This is a genomic window from Bacillus massiliigorillae (assembly GCF_000380245.2).
Classification (GTDB): domain Bacteria; phylum Bacillota; class Bacilli; order Bacillales; family DSM-1321; genus Bacillus_AD; species Bacillus_AD massiliigorillae.
Map to the genome: position 1 here is coordinate 1,093,320 of NZ_HG428741.1, position 15,276 is coordinate 1,108,595.

The 15,276-nt window shown below is 34.5% G+C and carries 17 protein-coding genes; 16 read left to right on the forward strand and 1 reads right to left on the reverse strand.

Annotation, left to right across the window (positions count from 1 at the left end):
• Nucleotides 1-17 precede the first annotated feature (17 nt).
• The 10 genes from yhfH to TX86_RS05205 all read left to right on the forward strand — a co-directional run bounded on the left by yhfH (nucleotide 18) and on the right by TX86_RS05205 (nucleotide 8,503).
• A complete protein-coding gene (gene yhfH / locus TX86_RS26140; RefSeq protein WP_081707564.1) occupies nucleotides 18-158 on the forward strand; it encodes a protein YhfH in 141 nt (46 codons plus the stop codon).
• Between the two features lie 135 nt (nucleotides 159-293).
• Nucleotides 294-740: a YueI family protein gene (locus TX86_RS05165; RefSeq protein WP_042346882.1), complete on the forward strand. Its 447-nt coding sequence runs from the start codon at nucleotides 294-296 to the stop codon at nucleotides 738-740.
• A 260-nt stretch (nucleotides 741-1,000) separates the two neighbouring features.
• Nucleotides 1,001-1,681, forward strand: coding sequence for a YknW family membrane protein (gene yknW / locus TX86_RS05170; RefSeq protein ID WP_042346885.1), 681 nt, complete (start codon nucleotides 1,001-1,003; stop codon nucleotides 1,679-1,681).
• On the forward strand, nucleotides 1,681-2,808 hold the full coding sequence (locus TX86_RS05175) for an efflux RND transporter periplasmic adaptor subunit (RefSeq protein ID WP_042346886.1): 1,128 nt from the start codon (nucleotides 1,681-1,683) through the stop codon (nucleotides 2,806-2,808). Before yknW ends, TX86_RS05175 begins: the two co-directional genes overlap by 1 nt.
• Entirely contained in the window at nucleotides 2,805-3,497 is a 693-nt protein-coding gene (locus tag TX86_RS05180; protein ID WP_042346888.1) for an ABC transporter ATP-binding protein, read from the forward strand. The genes TX86_RS05175 and TX86_RS05180 overlap by 4 nt, the downstream gene beginning before the upstream one ends.
• Complete coding sequence (locus TX86_RS05185) at nucleotides 3,494-4,687, forward strand: ABC transporter permease (protein WP_042346891.1); 1,194 nt, start codon at nucleotides 3,494-3,496, stop codon at nucleotides 4,685-4,687. Before TX86_RS05180 ends, TX86_RS05185 begins: the two co-directional genes overlap by 4 nt.
• A gap of 263 nt (nucleotides 4,688-4,950) precedes the next feature.
• On the forward strand, nucleotides 4,951-5,886 hold the full coding sequence (locus tag TX86_RS05190; RefSeq protein ID WP_042346894.1) for a manganese-dependent inorganic pyrophosphatase: 936 nt from the start codon (nucleotides 4,951-4,953) through the stop codon (nucleotides 5,884-5,886).
• A 320-nt stretch (nucleotides 5,887-6,206) separates the two neighbouring features.
• Nucleotides 6,207-6,530, forward strand: a complete 324-nt coding sequence (locus tag TX86_RS05195; protein ID WP_042346897.1) for an iron-sulfur cluster biosynthesis family protein — start codon at nucleotides 6,207-6,209, stop codon at nucleotides 6,528-6,530.
• Between the two features lie 111 nt (nucleotides 6,531-6,641).
• Nucleotides 6,642-6,908 (forward strand): inner spore coat protein YmaG, encoded by a 267-nt coding sequence (gene ymaG / locus TX86_RS05200; protein ID WP_195892862.1) that lies wholly within the window; start codon nucleotides 6,642-6,644, stop codon nucleotides 6,906-6,908.
• A gap of 497 nt (nucleotides 6,909-7,405) precedes the next feature.
• Nucleotides 7,406-8,503: a branched-chain amino acid aminotransferase gene (locus TX86_RS05205; protein WP_042346900.1), complete on the forward strand. Its 1,098-nt coding sequence runs from the start codon at nucleotides 7,406-7,408 to the stop codon at nucleotides 8,501-8,503.
• A gap of 47 nt (nucleotides 8,504-8,550) precedes the next feature.
• Here TX86_RS05205 and TX86_RS05210 read toward each other — a convergent pair whose 3' ends face one another.
• Entirely contained in the window at nucleotides 8,551-8,997 is a 447-nt protein-coding gene (locus TX86_RS05210) for an Rrf2 family transcriptional regulator (RefSeq protein ID WP_042346903.1), read from the reverse strand.
• Nucleotides 8,998-9,171: 174 nt separating this feature from the next.
• Between TX86_RS05210 and hmpA the strand changes: the two genes are divergently transcribed.
• The 6 genes from hmpA to TX86_RS05240 form a co-directional block, all read left to right on the forward strand.
• On the forward strand, nucleotides 9,172-10,395 hold the full coding sequence (gene hmpA / locus TX86_RS05215) for an NO-inducible flavohemoprotein (protein ID WP_042346904.1): 1,224 nt from the start codon (nucleotides 9,172-9,174) through the stop codon (nucleotides 10,393-10,395).
• Nucleotides 10,396-10,638: 243 nt separating this feature from the next.
• Nucleotides 10,639-11,373, forward strand: a complete 735-nt coding sequence (locus TX86_RS05220) for a FadR/GntR family transcriptional regulator (RefSeq protein WP_042346905.1) — start codon at nucleotides 10,639-10,641, stop codon at nucleotides 11,371-11,373.
• A 149-nt stretch (nucleotides 11,374-11,522) separates the two neighbouring features.
• The gene (locus tag TX86_RS05225; RefSeq protein WP_042350182.1) at nucleotides 11,523-12,239 is read left to right on the forward strand and encodes a (Fe-S)-binding protein; all 717 of its coding nucleotides are present in this window, start codon (nucleotides 11,523-11,525) and stop codon (nucleotides 12,237-12,239) included.
• A 46-nt stretch (nucleotides 12,240-12,285) separates the two neighbouring features.
• Nucleotides 12,286-13,716 (forward strand): LutB/LldF family L-lactate oxidation iron-sulfur protein, encoded by a 1,431-nt coding sequence (locus TX86_RS05230; protein WP_042346906.1) that lies wholly within the window; start codon nucleotides 12,286-12,288, stop codon nucleotides 13,714-13,716.
• On the forward strand, nucleotides 13,713-14,432 hold the full coding sequence (locus tag TX86_RS05235) for a LutC/YkgG family protein (protein ID WP_042346908.1): 720 nt from the start codon (nucleotides 13,713-13,715) through the stop codon (nucleotides 14,430-14,432). The genes TX86_RS05230 and TX86_RS05235 overlap by 4 nt, the downstream gene beginning before the upstream one ends.
• A 125-nt stretch (nucleotides 14,433-14,557) precedes the next feature.
• Nucleotides 14,558-15,276: phosphoglycolate phosphatase (locus TX86_RS05240; RefSeq protein WP_042350185.1), on the forward strand; the 719-nt coding region annotated here is incomplete at its 3' end.

A 15,276-nucleotide genomic window follows, 5' to 3' on the forward strand; every position in this document is an offset into this window, starting at 1 on the left:
TATTGGAGGAATTTATAATGAAAAATCAACCAACAACAAAATATTTTAAAATTTCTACAGAAAAAAGCTGTCCAGAGTGTGGTGCAACAATTCATATGAGTCAAGAATGCTACTTAATGGAATGTGATCGTTGTTTATCTAAGAAGCAGGATTGTTAAGGCGAGGGCCAAGACCTCGTCTTTTTTTTGTTTAGAAATCTTTAAAATTTTTTTCCATTAATTATTACTTTCCCATATTTGAGAGATACTACATACTATACTTTTACATAGAAAACGTTTTAAGGAGGATGTAAATTGTCTAAGAAGACGGTTGACGAAATTATTGAACAAGGGATTTATGGAGCTAAAGAAATAAACCCTGACGAAAGAAGAAAATTTCTTGGAACTTTACGTGAGCGTATTGTAATTGCTTTAACTGCGTCTCAAGTACGAGCTAATCAAGTTCAACCTGAAGTAGAGGATGCTATCAAAAATAATAAAGAAGCAAAATTATATGTAAATGGGAATGTGGATTATTCTTATTTATCGAAATATATAAAAGTAGCTCAAAATAACAATGTATCCTATACAATTGTGACAAATAAAGAGCATAACAGTGAGATAGGGCTAGTATTAGCATATGATCATGCTATTGATAAAGAAGATATTTATATAAATGAAAATAAACCAGAAATGAAGCCAGCTACACAAGAAGATAATTCTGGAGGATTTTCATTTCTGAAAAAATGGTTTAGAAGATAATAATTAAAAGGGCTGTCTTAAAAGTGGAAAATCATTTTTAGGATGCCCTTTTCCATTTTTTTATCATTCGAATTTGTTTTCAATTCAATCTTATTTATATCTGTAGATATCTAAATATGAATAAGAATTTTATTAGTATAAAAATTTACGATTTAGTAAAATATTTAATAGGCAATATTTTCGAAATAATATGAAACCGTTTGTTTAGTTTTGCGTAGTATTAACTAAGGTGAAAATAGTTTATAGGAGAGTGATTTACAATGGAACAAAATAATGTGGAAAATCCCAAAAAAGAAGTTTCTGGAGCCAAGCCTTCAATATTTAGAATTATTTGGAGTCCTGTTGAACAATTTGAAAAAATACGTAATCGTCCAACGTTTTGGATTCCATTACTGATTGTTACTGTTTTATCTGTGGTTGGTACATATTTTTCTATTTCTCAAATGGATTACTCAGAAATATTGGGAGAAACTGTTCCAGCAGACCAAATGGATACTGTTATGACTGTTAGTAAAATATTTGGTGCTGTTGCAAGTGTATTTGCACCAATTATTGCCCTATTAATCTCAGCAGCTATTTATTTGCTAATAGCAAAAATTGCAGGTTCAGAGGTGACGTTTAAGCAATTATTATCAATGAAAACATTTATTATGCTTATTTCTGCAGTTGGACTGATTTTAAATGGACTTATTAGCATAATAATAGATACTAGACCAGACAATATGATTACTAGTTTAGCGGGTGTAATGGGAAGTGAAAATGCTGTGCTTGGCTCCATTGAATTATTTACAATTTGGGGTGTAGTTCTTACTGCGATAGGTTTACAAAAGGTAGCACAATTCTCAAAAGGTCTTTCTTGGACGATTTCAATTGCATTTTACTTAATTAGTATTGGTTTTACTTATGTTAGTAGCATTATTTCAGGATTAAGTACGATGTAATGAAGAAAAAAATATGGATTGCAATAGCTATTATTAGTTTAATCATTGTAATGGTTGGAATAACCATTTATCGTCAAGTTGCAGCGAAGGGTCCAGAAGTAAAGATTATTCAAGCGAAGTTTGAACAAATATCTGAACATTTAATGATTCCAGGTACGCTTAAATTAGAACAACAGCAAAAAGTGTATTATTCACCTGACAAAGGAAAAGTAGCAAATTATTTCGTTAAAGAAGGGCAACGAGTTGAACCAGGCATCGCTCTTATAAAATATAATCAACCGCAATTAGAGTTTGAACTGGAACAAAATAAGCTCTCATTAGAATCAGCTTATTTAAAGATTAATCAAGTGAAGGATCAGTTAGCTAACTTGCAAGATAAAGAGGATGAGTTAGCGAAGACTGTTGGTCGTGATAAGGCGAAGGAACAGTTTGAAAGTGAAAAAACAAATCTTCAAACAGAACGTAAAATGGCTAATATTGATTTGAAGCAAGCGGAATTACAAAAGAAAAATATTGAACAACAAATGAAGGATTTATCCGTTGTGAGTGAAGTAACTGGAACAGTTCTTTCTATTAATAAGCAAGCAGCTAATGGATCGCAAGAAGGATTGGCAGAACCGATTATTATGATTGGCCAATTAGGTGGATTAACTTCAACAGGATTTATAACGGAATATGATTCTGTGAAAGTGAAGCGAGGACAAAATGTCACTTTACGTTCAGATGCCATTCCAAATCAGGTATGGACAGGAACTGTAAGTGAGATATCTATGCTACCAAAGGAAAGTGCTGTTAATACTAGTAATGATGGTGCGGCAGCTCAATATCCAATAAAGGTTATGGTTAAAGATTCTACTAATCTATTGCGCCCAGGCTTTCAATTAATAATGGAAATAGCGACAGAGCAAAAGGATGCCTTAACAATTCCAATGGAAGCTGTTGTTACAAAAGGCGATAAGCAATTTGTTTTTATATTGAACAAAAAGATAGCAAAAAAAGTAGAAGTAAAAACAGGAATTACATCTAGTGAAAAAATTGAAATTACAAAAGGTTTAAAGAAAAATGAAAAAGTCATCATACAACCACCAGAAACGTTAAAAGATGGTATGGAAGTGACTTTGAAATGATTCAATTAGAAGGTGTTTCGAAATCTTATAAGGTAGGAAGCGAGCAAATAACGGTCTTGAAAGATATTGATTTATGCATCAACCAAGGAGATTTCATGGCGATTATGGGGCCTTCAGGATCAGGGAAATCTACATTAATGAATATTATTGGTTGCTTAGACAAACCTTCAAGCGGTAAATATTATTTAGCTGAGGAAGATGTATCACAATATAATGACACGCAATTTGCAAAAGTACGTAATCAATCTATAGGATTTGTATTTCAACAATTTCAATTGTTACCGAGGTTAACAGCTTTGCAAAATGTAGAATTGCCGATGATATATGCTGGAATATCACGTAAAGAACGTGAACGACGAGCACAAGATGCGCTACAAAAAGTAGAACTTGCTGATCGCATGCATCATTTACCGAATGCTTTATCAGGTGGGCAAAAGCAAAGAGTGGCGATTGCTAGAGCAATTGTTAATCAACCAAAATTAATTCTTGCTGATGAACCGACTGGTGCGTTGGACACGAAAACGAGTATTGCTATTATGGATATTTTCTCAAAGCTGAATGCCGAAGGAACAACGGTTGTTATCGTTACCCATGAACCTGAGATTGCCGCACTTACCAAGAAAATTATTACGGTAAGAGACGGGGAAATTGTGGATTCGACTTCTGTAGAAGGAGGTCATTCGCAATGACGTTCTTTGAAAATGTAAAGATGGCGTTTAGTTCTTTGGTAGCTCACAAAATGAGATCTATCTTAACGATGCTTGGCATTATTATTGGAGTCGGTTCTGTTATCATGGTCGTTGCGATTGGGCAAGGCGGTGAAGCGATGTTAAAATCTCAAATTACAGGACCTGGAAATACAATTGAGTTGATGTATCAGCCTTCAGAAGAAGAAATAACGGTGAATCCAAATATTTTTAGCGTGCCACCATTTACGGCTGAGGATATACGAACGCTTGAAAATATCCCTGAAATAAAACGAGTTGTTGCATCGAGTTCCCAAGCTTCTAAAGTGTTTTATCATGGTGATTCGGTCGATAGTTCTTCGTTTGGAATTAACCAAGCATATTTTGAATTATATGGACTGGATATTGCAAAAGGTAGGGTGTTTTCATCTTCTGATTTTCTTGGTGGGAGAAGAGTAGCTGTTGTAAGTCATTCTTTTCAGGAAGAATTATTTGATGGAAAATCACCAGTAGGTAAAATTATTACAGTGGGTAACCAACCGCTTGAGATAATAGGTGTTTTAGAAAAGCCTTCAGGTTTATTTTCTATGAATAGTAATATAGTATATATTCCTTCAAATACATACAGAAATGCCTTTGGGAAGAATAACTATAATCAAATAACGCTTCAAACACATAAACCAGAACAAATTAAAAGTGCTGGAGAAAAGGCAGCAAGTATGTTGAATAAGGTGCATAATACAGCAGACTCTTATATGGTATTTAATATGGAGGAAATGGCTGAAGGGCTTGGTCAAATAACGAGTATTATGACGATTATTATTGGAAGTATTGCGGGAATTTCCTTGTTCGTTGGTGGAATAGGCGTTATGAATATAATGCTTGTTTCGGTTACAGAAAGAACGAGAGAAATTGGTATTCGAAAAGCATTAGGAGCTACTAGACAACAAATTTTAACGCAGTTTCTAATTGAAGCTATCACACTTACATTAATAGGTGGACTAATTGGAATTCTGTTTGGATGGGGAGTTTCAGCCATTATTTCAGCAATAGCTGATTGGCCATCACTTATTTCATGGCAAGTAGTAGTTGGTGGAGTTATCTTCTCAATGTTTATTGGAATTATATTTGGCCTATTACCTGCTAATAAAGCATCTAAATTAGATCCTATTGAAGCACTTCGTTATGAATAAAATTGAAGAAGACGTCGCAAACGTGGTTACAAACCATTTTTGAGACGTCTTCATGTTTTTAGTACATAGAATAACAAGTATAAAAATCAATTTTTTTATGTGAATTGTTATTGTTATTAGCTTTTTTGAACAAAATATAGGCTACATTCACATTATTTATAATGCATATAATTCATTTAAAAGTTGGTAGTAATTGTGGTAAAATAACAAAGGTATAAAAATCATATACACATTTACGTTAGATTTAAGGAGAGAATCTCATAATGGAAAAAGTTCTCGTATTCGGACACAAAAACCCAGACACTGATACAATCTGTTCTGCTATTGCTTATGCACAATTAAAACAACAAATGGGAGTTAAAGCTGAAGCAGTAAGATTAGGAGAAGTGAGTGCGGAAACGCAATTTGCTTTAGATTACTTTAATATGCAAGCTCCAAGATTAATTGAGAGTGTTGCAACTGAAACAAATCAAGTTATTTTAGTTGACCACAATGAGCGTCAGCAAAGTGTAAATGATATTGATCAAGTAACGATTCTTGAAGTTATTGATCACCACAGAATCGCTAACTTTGAAACAAGTGATCCATTATATTACCGTGCTGAACCAGTTGGCTGTACGGCTACTATTCTTTTGAAAATCGCAAAGGAAAAAAACGTTACGATTTCTAAAGAAATTGCTGGGCTGATGTTATCAGCTATTATTTCAGATACATTATTATTCAAATCTCCAACTTGCACATATGAAGATGTTGAGGCAGCTAATGAACTTGCTGGAATCGCTGAAGTTGATGCGCAAACTTATGGTCTTGAAATGTTGAAAGCTGGCGCGAAGCTTTCAGATAAAACAGCAGACCAATTAATTTCAATCGATGCAAAAGAATTCCCAATGGGTTCTTTCAAAGTAGAAGTTGCACAAGTGAACGCAATCGATGTTAGTGAAGTATTCGCTCGTCAAGCTGAATTAGAAGAAGCTATCTCTAAAGTAATTGAAGCGAAGCAATTAGATTTATTTATGCTTGCGGTAACAGATATTTTAAACAGTGATAGCACAGTATTAGCTCTTGGTAAAGAAACGAAAGCTATTGAGCAAGCTTACAATGTAACACTTGAAAACAACACAGCATTATTAAAAGGTGTTGTATCACGTAAGAAACAAATTGTACCTGTTTTAACAGATATTTTTGTAGCAAAAAATTAATATGAGAAGGAGCAGCCTTTGTTATGGGCTGCTTTTTTTGAAAGATAAGAATGTATATAATTTTGTGAGGTGTCTAACCTTACACCTGCTATGCTCGGAAATAAGCCAACCTGTTTTGAAAACCAAAAGCGGTTTGTCAAGAACAGCTCGTCTTATTTCTGCCGCATAGCTCTTTTTTGATTGGGAGTAAATCAAGGAGCATAAACACCAATCAAAAAGACCGGTGAGGTTTTTTCTTATTAATAGCATATGTTTTCTATTCCTTTTAGCGACATGCTACAATAATGGTAGATGTTTTGTATTTTAGGGAGTGAATACAAATGAAGATTATGTGGGATGAAAATGCCATAAAAAGAATAATAGAAATGACAAATGGTAAAGAGGGAATCTTTAAATTAATATATGATACAGAGGATTGTGGCTGTGATGACGGTGTATCGACTCTTTGGTATATAGGTGAACCAGAAGGAAATGAAATTGAAGTTGAAACAAATTATGGCCGAATTTTAGTGGATCAAGATAAAGCGATATATATGGAAGAAGAAATGAAAATTTCCTGTGTTGGAGATTGTCATACTTTCCGATTAATTTCACCTAATGGGATTATAAACCCGTATATGAGATTTTATAATTGGGTTAAATAATCAAAATTAGGTATTTATAATATGGACAAATCTAGTGATTGATTAATACGCCCAATAGTTTGTAACTCTTGTTGCATATAATTTTAGGAGTACGTAACAGGAGGGGTTATTTTGAACACTCATTTTCCAGTCGATATGAATGATGTAAGGAGAATTGGCTTTGGCCGTCCAGGCTTTGGTTTTGGTCGTCCGGGCTTTGGCTTCGGTCGTCCAGGTTTCGGCTTTGGTCGTCCGTTTTTTGGTAGACCTTTTGGGTTTGGTTTTGGATTCCCATTCTTGGGAGGATTAGCGCTGGGGGCAACCCTTGGGTATGGATATGGATATCCGTACTATCCATATCCGTATTATCCATATCCATACTATCCATATTATTATTAAGTTAGGAGCGCCTCTAGATTTGGGGCGTTTTTTTAATAGATAAGAATGTATATAAATTTGTTCGGTGTCTAGCTCCAGCGCCCAGCGACTAGTAGATTTCGCCCATCTCCCTACGATAAGTCAACATCGAATCGGCTACCGCCTTTCCGTGTTTCCTTTATCTCAGTCGAAGTGCTCCAATCTATACGTCGCAAAACGGGCGCTTGCGCTTTTCTTATAAGTAGTTGATCTATCGCTAGTAAAGTCAAAGTATATGTCAAGCAATGGTAAGAAATTTATTTGAATGCATACACTTTTAATATATATACTGCTATAATATAAAAGGTATTTTATATAAAAATCTACATAAAAACGGCAGAGATGCTAGAAATAATGAATTTTTTCTTATTTCATCTTGATACATTGAAAAGGTAGGAGTAAAATAAAATTTATCATATTTTTCTGATAATTATTTATTTTAAATTTGAAGAAGTTCATTAAGCAAAGGAGACACAATAATGACAAATAATACAATTGAAGTTTTGCTTACAAGTGAGAGAAAAGAAAAGCCTGAAGATTCAACGTTACAATTTGGTAAAGTATTTACGGACCATATGTTTGTGATGGAATATACAACAGAGAAAGGATGGCATGATGCGAAAATTCAGCCATACCAGCCTATAAGTCTTGATCCATCTTGTATGGTTTTCCATTACGGACAAACAGTATTTGAAGGTCTTAAGGCATATCGTACAAAAGAAGACAAAATTGTACTATTTAGACCAGAGAAGAATTTTGAACGTTTGAATTTATCAAATGAACGTCTTTGTATTCCTCATTTCGATGTTGAGCAAGCATTAGAAGGATTAAAGAAATTAGTTGAAATCGATAAGGATTGGGTGCCACATTCAAAAGGAACATCTCTTTATATCCGCCCATTCATTATTGCAACAGAACCATTCTTAGGTGTACATGCATCAGAGAGCTATAAGTTCATCATCATTATGTCACCAGTTGGTGCGTACTATAAAGGCGGCATTAACCCTGTTAAAATCGCTGTTGAAAATGAATATGTTCGTGCTGTCAAAGGTGGAACAGGTACTGCAAAAACAGGTGGTAACTACTCTGCTAGCTTAAAGGCACAAGAAACTGCAAATGCAAGTGGTTGTTCACAAGTTCTATGGCTTGATGGTGTTGAGAAGAAGTACATTGAAGAAGTAGGTGCAATGAACGTATTCTTTAAAATCAATGGTGAAGTAGTAACACCAATGTTAAATGGTAGTATTCTTCATGGTGTAACTCGTGCTTCAGTAATTGAACTATTGAAACATTGGAATATTCCTGTTTCTGAACGAAGAGTATCAATTGCGGAAATCTTTGAAGCGTATGATAATGGTCAACTAGATGAAGCTTGGGGAACTGGTACTGCTGCTGTTATTTCTCCAATTGGTAGCTTAGTTTGGGAAGGTAGAACAATTAATATTAACGATAATGAAATTGGTGAATTATCACAAAAAATCTATGACACAATCACAGGTATTCAAACATGTGAACTTGAAGATCCATTTAACTGGGTGCAAGAAGTTAAAATTAACTCTTCTGTAGAAGCTAAGTAATAAAAAATAGGCATTCCCTAAGTATAATTTAGGGAATGCCTATTTTTTTATTTTTCATCTGTATGTTGATCAAATAATGCACGTAGCTTTATTTTATTTTTGGCAATGTCTTCTAATGTATAGTCGTCTAGTACTTTTAAGAAGGCAAACATAGCTTGGTTTAATACACCTTTTAATGTGCATATAGAGGTAATTGGACATGTGTTATGATCTTTAGAAAAACATTCCACAATGTTAAAGTCTTCTTCTGTTTCTCTCACTAATTTACCAATATTAATTTCCGAAGGTGATTTTGCTAAGCGAATACCTCCGTTTCGTCCTCGAATAGTTTCAATGTATCCAAGTTTACCTAAATTATAAATAATCTTCATGAGATGATTTTTCGATATACCATATGCTTCAGCGATATCTTGAATTGTACTTAATTGGTTATCATGAATATTTAAATAGAGCAGTACTCTTATAGAATAGTCTGTATAACTGGTTAATCTCATATTTTGATTCCTCGCTACTTTATTGCGTCCTTTTAGTATATAGTAACATACCATTCGCAAATTGGACACAAATGAAATAAAGTAGTATTTTAAATATTGCTTTTAATGAACTAGGTATATATAATAAAGATGTATTAAGAATACTACTTTTAATGGAATAAAGGGGTAATGGTTATGTTAAGTCAAAAAACAATCGATATTGTAAAATCAACTGCACCTGTTCTAGCAGTTAAAGGAACAGAGATTACTACTACATTTTATAAAAATTTATTTAATGCTCACCCTGAATTATTAAACATTTTCAATCATGCAAATCAGCAAAAAGGTAGACAGCAAGCTGCTTTAGCGAATACAGTTTATGCTGCTGCAAATTATATTGATCAACTACATGTATTACTTCCAGCGGTAAAACAAATTGCTCATAAACATCGTAGCCTTGTGGTTAAGCCTGAGCATTATCCGATTGTTGGAGAGAATTTACTTAAAGCTATTAAAGAAGTATTAGGGGATGCAGCAACAGATGAGATTATCGAAGCTTGGGGAGAAGCTTACGGTGTAATCGCAGATGTATTTATTTCAGTAGAAAAAGAAATGTATGATGAAGCAGAAGGTGCAGCTGGTGGTTGGGATGCATTTAAAGAATTTAAAGTTGTGAAAAAAGAAAAGGAAAGTGATGTTATTACTTCATTCTATTTGCAGCCAGTGGATGGAAAGCAATTACCTGCATTTAAATCAGGACAATATATTACGGTTCGATTAAGTATTCCTGGAGAGAAATATTTATTAAATCGTCAATATAGCTTATCTAATGCATTAGGTGAAGATTGCTTCCGCATTTCTGTAAAACGTGAACAATTAGAAGGAGCACCGGAAGGAAAAGTATCAAATTACTTACATGATCATTTGAATGTTGGTGATGTTCTTGAAGTAACAGCACCTGCTGGAGACTTCGTCTTTGAAGCACCAGAAGAAAAAGCTGTTCGCTTCATTGCTGGTGGTGTAGGAATCACGCCTTTCATGAGCATGCTTAATACGTTAGCTAATGAAAAAACAAATAAAGAAATTTCTCTACTTCATGCAACAAAGAACAATATAGTTCAGGCATTTAGAGATGAAATAGCGCAAATTAATGAAGCATTACCAAATTTCAATACAGTTTCTTTCTATGAGGAATTAAATGGAGAAGCAAATGCATCTTCAGCAATTCAAGAAGGTAGAGTAACAGAAGAAGTGTTGAAAGAGTTAGTGAATAAAGGTGACGCTGAATATTATGTTTGCGGACCAGTTCCATTTATGAAATTTGTTATTACAACGCTTTACGCATTAGGTGTTCCAAAAGAACAAGTGAAATTTGAGTTCTTTGGTCCAGCTATGAATATTGAAGAAGCGATTGCTTAAATAGATGATACGAAAGACATAATGACCATTTTTAGTCGTTATGTCTTTTTATATTTAATAAGAATTCAAACTATACAATGTTCCAAATTTACATTAGAGAATAATGATGTTTTGTAAGAAATGTGAACATGTATAATTTTTCTGTTTCTTTACAAAATGTCTATTTTTTCTATAATAAGAAGTGATGGTTTTGAAAAATGAGACAATTTAAATAGATGAGAGTGTATATAGGGGTGTATGGTAATGGCTGTTGAATACAAACGAATTAAACCCAAAAAAATAAATGAAGCAATAGCTGATACACTTTATGAAATGATAAAAAGTGGAGAGTTGAAGCCAGGAGATAAACTAGATTCTGTTCAACAATTAGCTGAAAACTTTCAAGTTGGAAGGTCTGCTGTTCGTGAAGCATTGAGTGCACTAAGGGCTCAAGGGCTTATTGAAATGAAGCAAGGAGAAGGGACATATGTGAAAGTGTTCGATGCAAGTAAGCTTGATTTTACTTTTTCTTCTGCTGTTTTAATGAATAAAACAGACGTCGTTCATTTATTGGAGGTTCGGAAAATTATCGAAATTGGTGCAGTAGGATTAGCTGCAGAAAATCGAACAACTGAAAATATAAAGGAGTTACAAGCAATTTTAGAACGGATGAAAGATTCATGCGGTAATGATGATGAAGAAGAAAAGAACGATATACTATTTCATTTGATGATTGCAAAAGCTTCACAAAATCCAATGCTGTATAAATTAATGCGAAATGTTTCAAGTATGATGTCTATCCATATGAAAGAAACTCGTAGGATTTGGCTTTATTCAGAGGGCATTACTGATATAAACTTGTTTAGTGACCATGCTCGAATTTTACAAGCTATTATTGAGAAAAATAAAGAAATGGCACAAAAGCTAATGTGGAATCACTTAACAGTGGTTGAGAAAAATTTAGCTGCCTATTATAAAAATCATAAAATAAACCGATGATTTAGTTGAAGTTTCTATTTATGAAAGAGATTTATAATTTAAAAACTGATTATTGAGATTATAATGATTATGATTACTATAATTCTTTTATAAGGTCATCTGATGACCTGTTTATTGAATGTTCTTAATTAGTTAGGGGGAAGTAGATGATGAAAGTTACACTCTTTGCTACTTGCTTAGTAGATATGTTTCATACAAATGTAGGTAAGGCTACAGTTGAGTTATTGGAGCGATTAGGATGCGAAGTAGAATTTCCTGAATCACAAATTTGTTGTGGGCAGCCAGCTTATAATAGCGGCTATGTAAAGGAATCGAAGGAAGCTATGAAGAAAATGATTGCGACATTTGAAGACGCTACGTATGTTGTAACTCCTTCTGGATCATGCGCAACAATGTTTAAGGAATATCCGACAATTTTTAAAGGTGATCGTGTGTGGAAGGAGAGAGCGGAACAGCTTGCTAGCAAAACATATGAATTAACAGAATTTATTGTTAATGTTCTGAACGTAGTAGATGTAGGAGCGAAGCTAGAGGGAACAGCTACCTATCATACATCCTGTCATATGACTAGACTATTGCATGTGAAAGACGCTCCTTTTAAACTATTGGAAAATGTAAAAGGATTACAAGTTATACCATTGCCAAACGCGCATAATTGCTGTGGATTTGGGGGCACCTTTTCTGTGAAGATGGGACAAATCTCAGAGCAAATGGTTGATGAGAAAGTATCATGTATTGAATCGACAAATGCAGACTACATAATTGGGTCTGACCCTGGTTGTATCATGAATATTGGTGGCCGTATTGAAAGAAAAGGTAAACCGATAAAAACTATGCATATTGCAGAGGTACTAAATAGCAGATAAATAAATTAGTAGTATAAAGAAAAGAGCATATGAGGAGTTGAAGAAGATGGCGATGAAAACAAGCTCGAAGCAATTTGGTGAGCGAGTAGATAGCGGTTTAAACAATGCCTTTATGAGACAAGCCGTTTCCGGAGCTCAAGAACGATTACACGAACGTCGTCTTGCTGCTGCAGAGGAATTAGGAAACTGGGAAGAATGGCGATCACATTCAGAAGAAATTCGACAACATGTATTAGAAAATTTAGATTATTATTTGTACCAATTAAGTGAAAATGTTGTTAAGCGTGGAGGGCATGTATTCTTTGCTGAAACAGCAGAGGAAGCAGCTCAATATATTAAAGAAGTGGCAAGTGAAAAACAAGCTAAAAAAATCGTGAAATCGAAATCTATGGTTACAGAGGAAATTAATCTAAATAAAGAATTAGAAAGCATTGGCTGTGAAGTAATTGAAACCGATTTAGGAGAGTATATATTACAAATTGATGATTATGACCCGCCATCTCATATTGTGGCACCTGCTTTACATAAAAATAAAGAACAAGTTCGAGAAGTGTTTGCGAAAAAATTAAATTATACAAAATCCTCTGATCCTGCAGAATTAACAGACCATGTTCGAAATATTTTACGGAATGAATTTTTAACAGCGGATATTGGAATAACAGGTTGTAATTTTGCTATTGCGGAAACTGGATCTGTTAGCTTAGTAACAAATGAAGGTAATGGTAGATTAGTAACGTCTATTCCTAAAACTCAGATTACAGTCATGGGTATGGAACGCATTGTACCAACTCATGAAGAGTTTGAGGTACTGGTGAATATGCTAACTAGAAGTGCAGTTGGTCAGAGATTACCAAGCTATGTAACTGCAGTAACAGGTCCCAAATGTGAAGGAGAAGTGGATGGCCCTGAGGAATTTCATCTAGTGGTTGTAGATAATGGACGCTCTAATATATTAGGCTCAGAATTTCAATCGGTGCTTCAATGCATTCGCTGTGGTGCATGTGCAAATGTTTGCCCTGTATATCGTCATATTGGGGGACATTCATACGGATCTATTTATTCGGGTCCAATAGGAGCAGTGCTTTCACCATTACTTGGTGGCTATGATGATTATAAAGAATTGCCATATGCGTCTACATTATGTGCAGCTTGTACAGATGCTTGCCCTGTAAAAATTCCTCTACATGAATTATTACATAAGCATCGACAAGTTATTGTAGAAAGAGAAGGCAAAGCCCCCATTTCTGAAAAGCTAGCCATGAAGGCATTTGGATTAGGAGCTGCTTCACCAGCACTTTATAAATTAGGGTCGAAAATTGCTCCATCAGCAATGAGTCCGTTCACAATGGATCATAAAATTTCAAAGGGTCCAGGACCACTCAAAGCTTGGACAGAGATTCGTGAATTTCCAGCTCCTAATAAAGAAAGATTTCGAGATTGGTTCAGCAATCGTGACAAGGGAGGAGAACAAGAATGACTGGAACGATTCAAAACAGGGAGATATTTTTAGAGAAAATTGCGAATCGACTAGGAAGAGAGCCGAGATTATCGGGTGTAAAGCGTCCAATCTATAAATATCAACCTCAGCTTGAAGTGATGAAAGATGCATCACAAGATGAATTAGTTGTTGTGCTGAAAGAAATTTGCTCACGTATTCATACTGATTTCTATGCAACATCATTACAGAACTTACCATCTACATTAAAGTCAGTACTTCATTCATTTGGTGGTGGTGCTACTATGATTACAAAGGATGAACGATTTGCGCAGTACGGAATTAATAAATTATTGCAACATGACCTTGTTTATGAAGGAAATCCACTATATGAATGGAATCCTGAAAAGGGTGATGAAAACATCGCTTTAGCTGAAAAAGCAAATATTGGTATAACGTTTAGTGAAATGACGTTAGCAGAGTCAGCAACCGTTGTTTTATTTGCGAATCCGCAGATGGGGCGTTCGGTTAGTTTGTTACCCAAAACATATATAGCTATTATTCCTAAGAGCACAATTGTTCCAAGAATGACTCAAGCTGCACAATATATTAGAGAAATAGTTAAGCTTGGTCAAACAGTACCATCTAGTATAAATTTTATTTCTGGCCCAAGTAATTCTGCTGATATAGAAATGAATCTTGTAGTTGGTGTCCATGGACCGGTAAAAGCAGCTTATATTGTGGTGGAAGATAAATGAATTTTTAACCCATAGAATTGAATTTTTTCCTATGGGTTTTATCTTTGTTAAGAAGTAATCGAAGAAGTCGGTTGTATAAAAAGTGTTGAGATAATTAGTGGAAAATAGGAAGAAGGGAGATTTGCATGAGTGAAGCAAGCATAAAACTAATCGCTTTAGATATTGATGGAACATTACTAAACGAGCAAGGTGAAATTTCTAAGCAAAACTATGATGCTATTAAAGCCGCTGAAGCACTTGGGATTACGGTTTTATTAACGACTGGTCGAACGATGAAGCGAAGCCGAGATTATGCGATAGCACTTAAACTCTCATCTTATATGGTAACGGTCAATGGTAGTGAGATTTGGGATGAAAATGGTCGTTTACTGGAAAGAACTTTGCTACATAGTGATAAGATGAAAGAATTATTGGATGTAGTTAAGGAATACGCTTTACCATTTAAAGCGGTTTGTACGGAGCAAATGTGGTTAAATGAACTTCCCACCAGTATTCATGATAGTAGTTGGATGGCACTTCTTATGTTTTTCGAAGATGAGGAGTTACGTGCACATATATTAGAGAAACTACAAATGAAAACAGGCATTGAAATTAGTAATTCAAGCCCTAATAATATTGAGATTAATGCAAAAGGAATTAATAAAGCAAGAGCTATTGAAAAGGTTTGTCAACTCTTGCACATATCAATGGACGAAGTGTTGACGATAGGTGATAGTTTAAATGACTTAGAGATGATTAAATCAGCAAAAATAGGGGTTGCAATGGGAAATGCACAAGAAGTTGTGAAAGATGCAGCTGATTGGGTGACTGAATCAAATAATAATCATGGTGTGGCAGTAGCGCT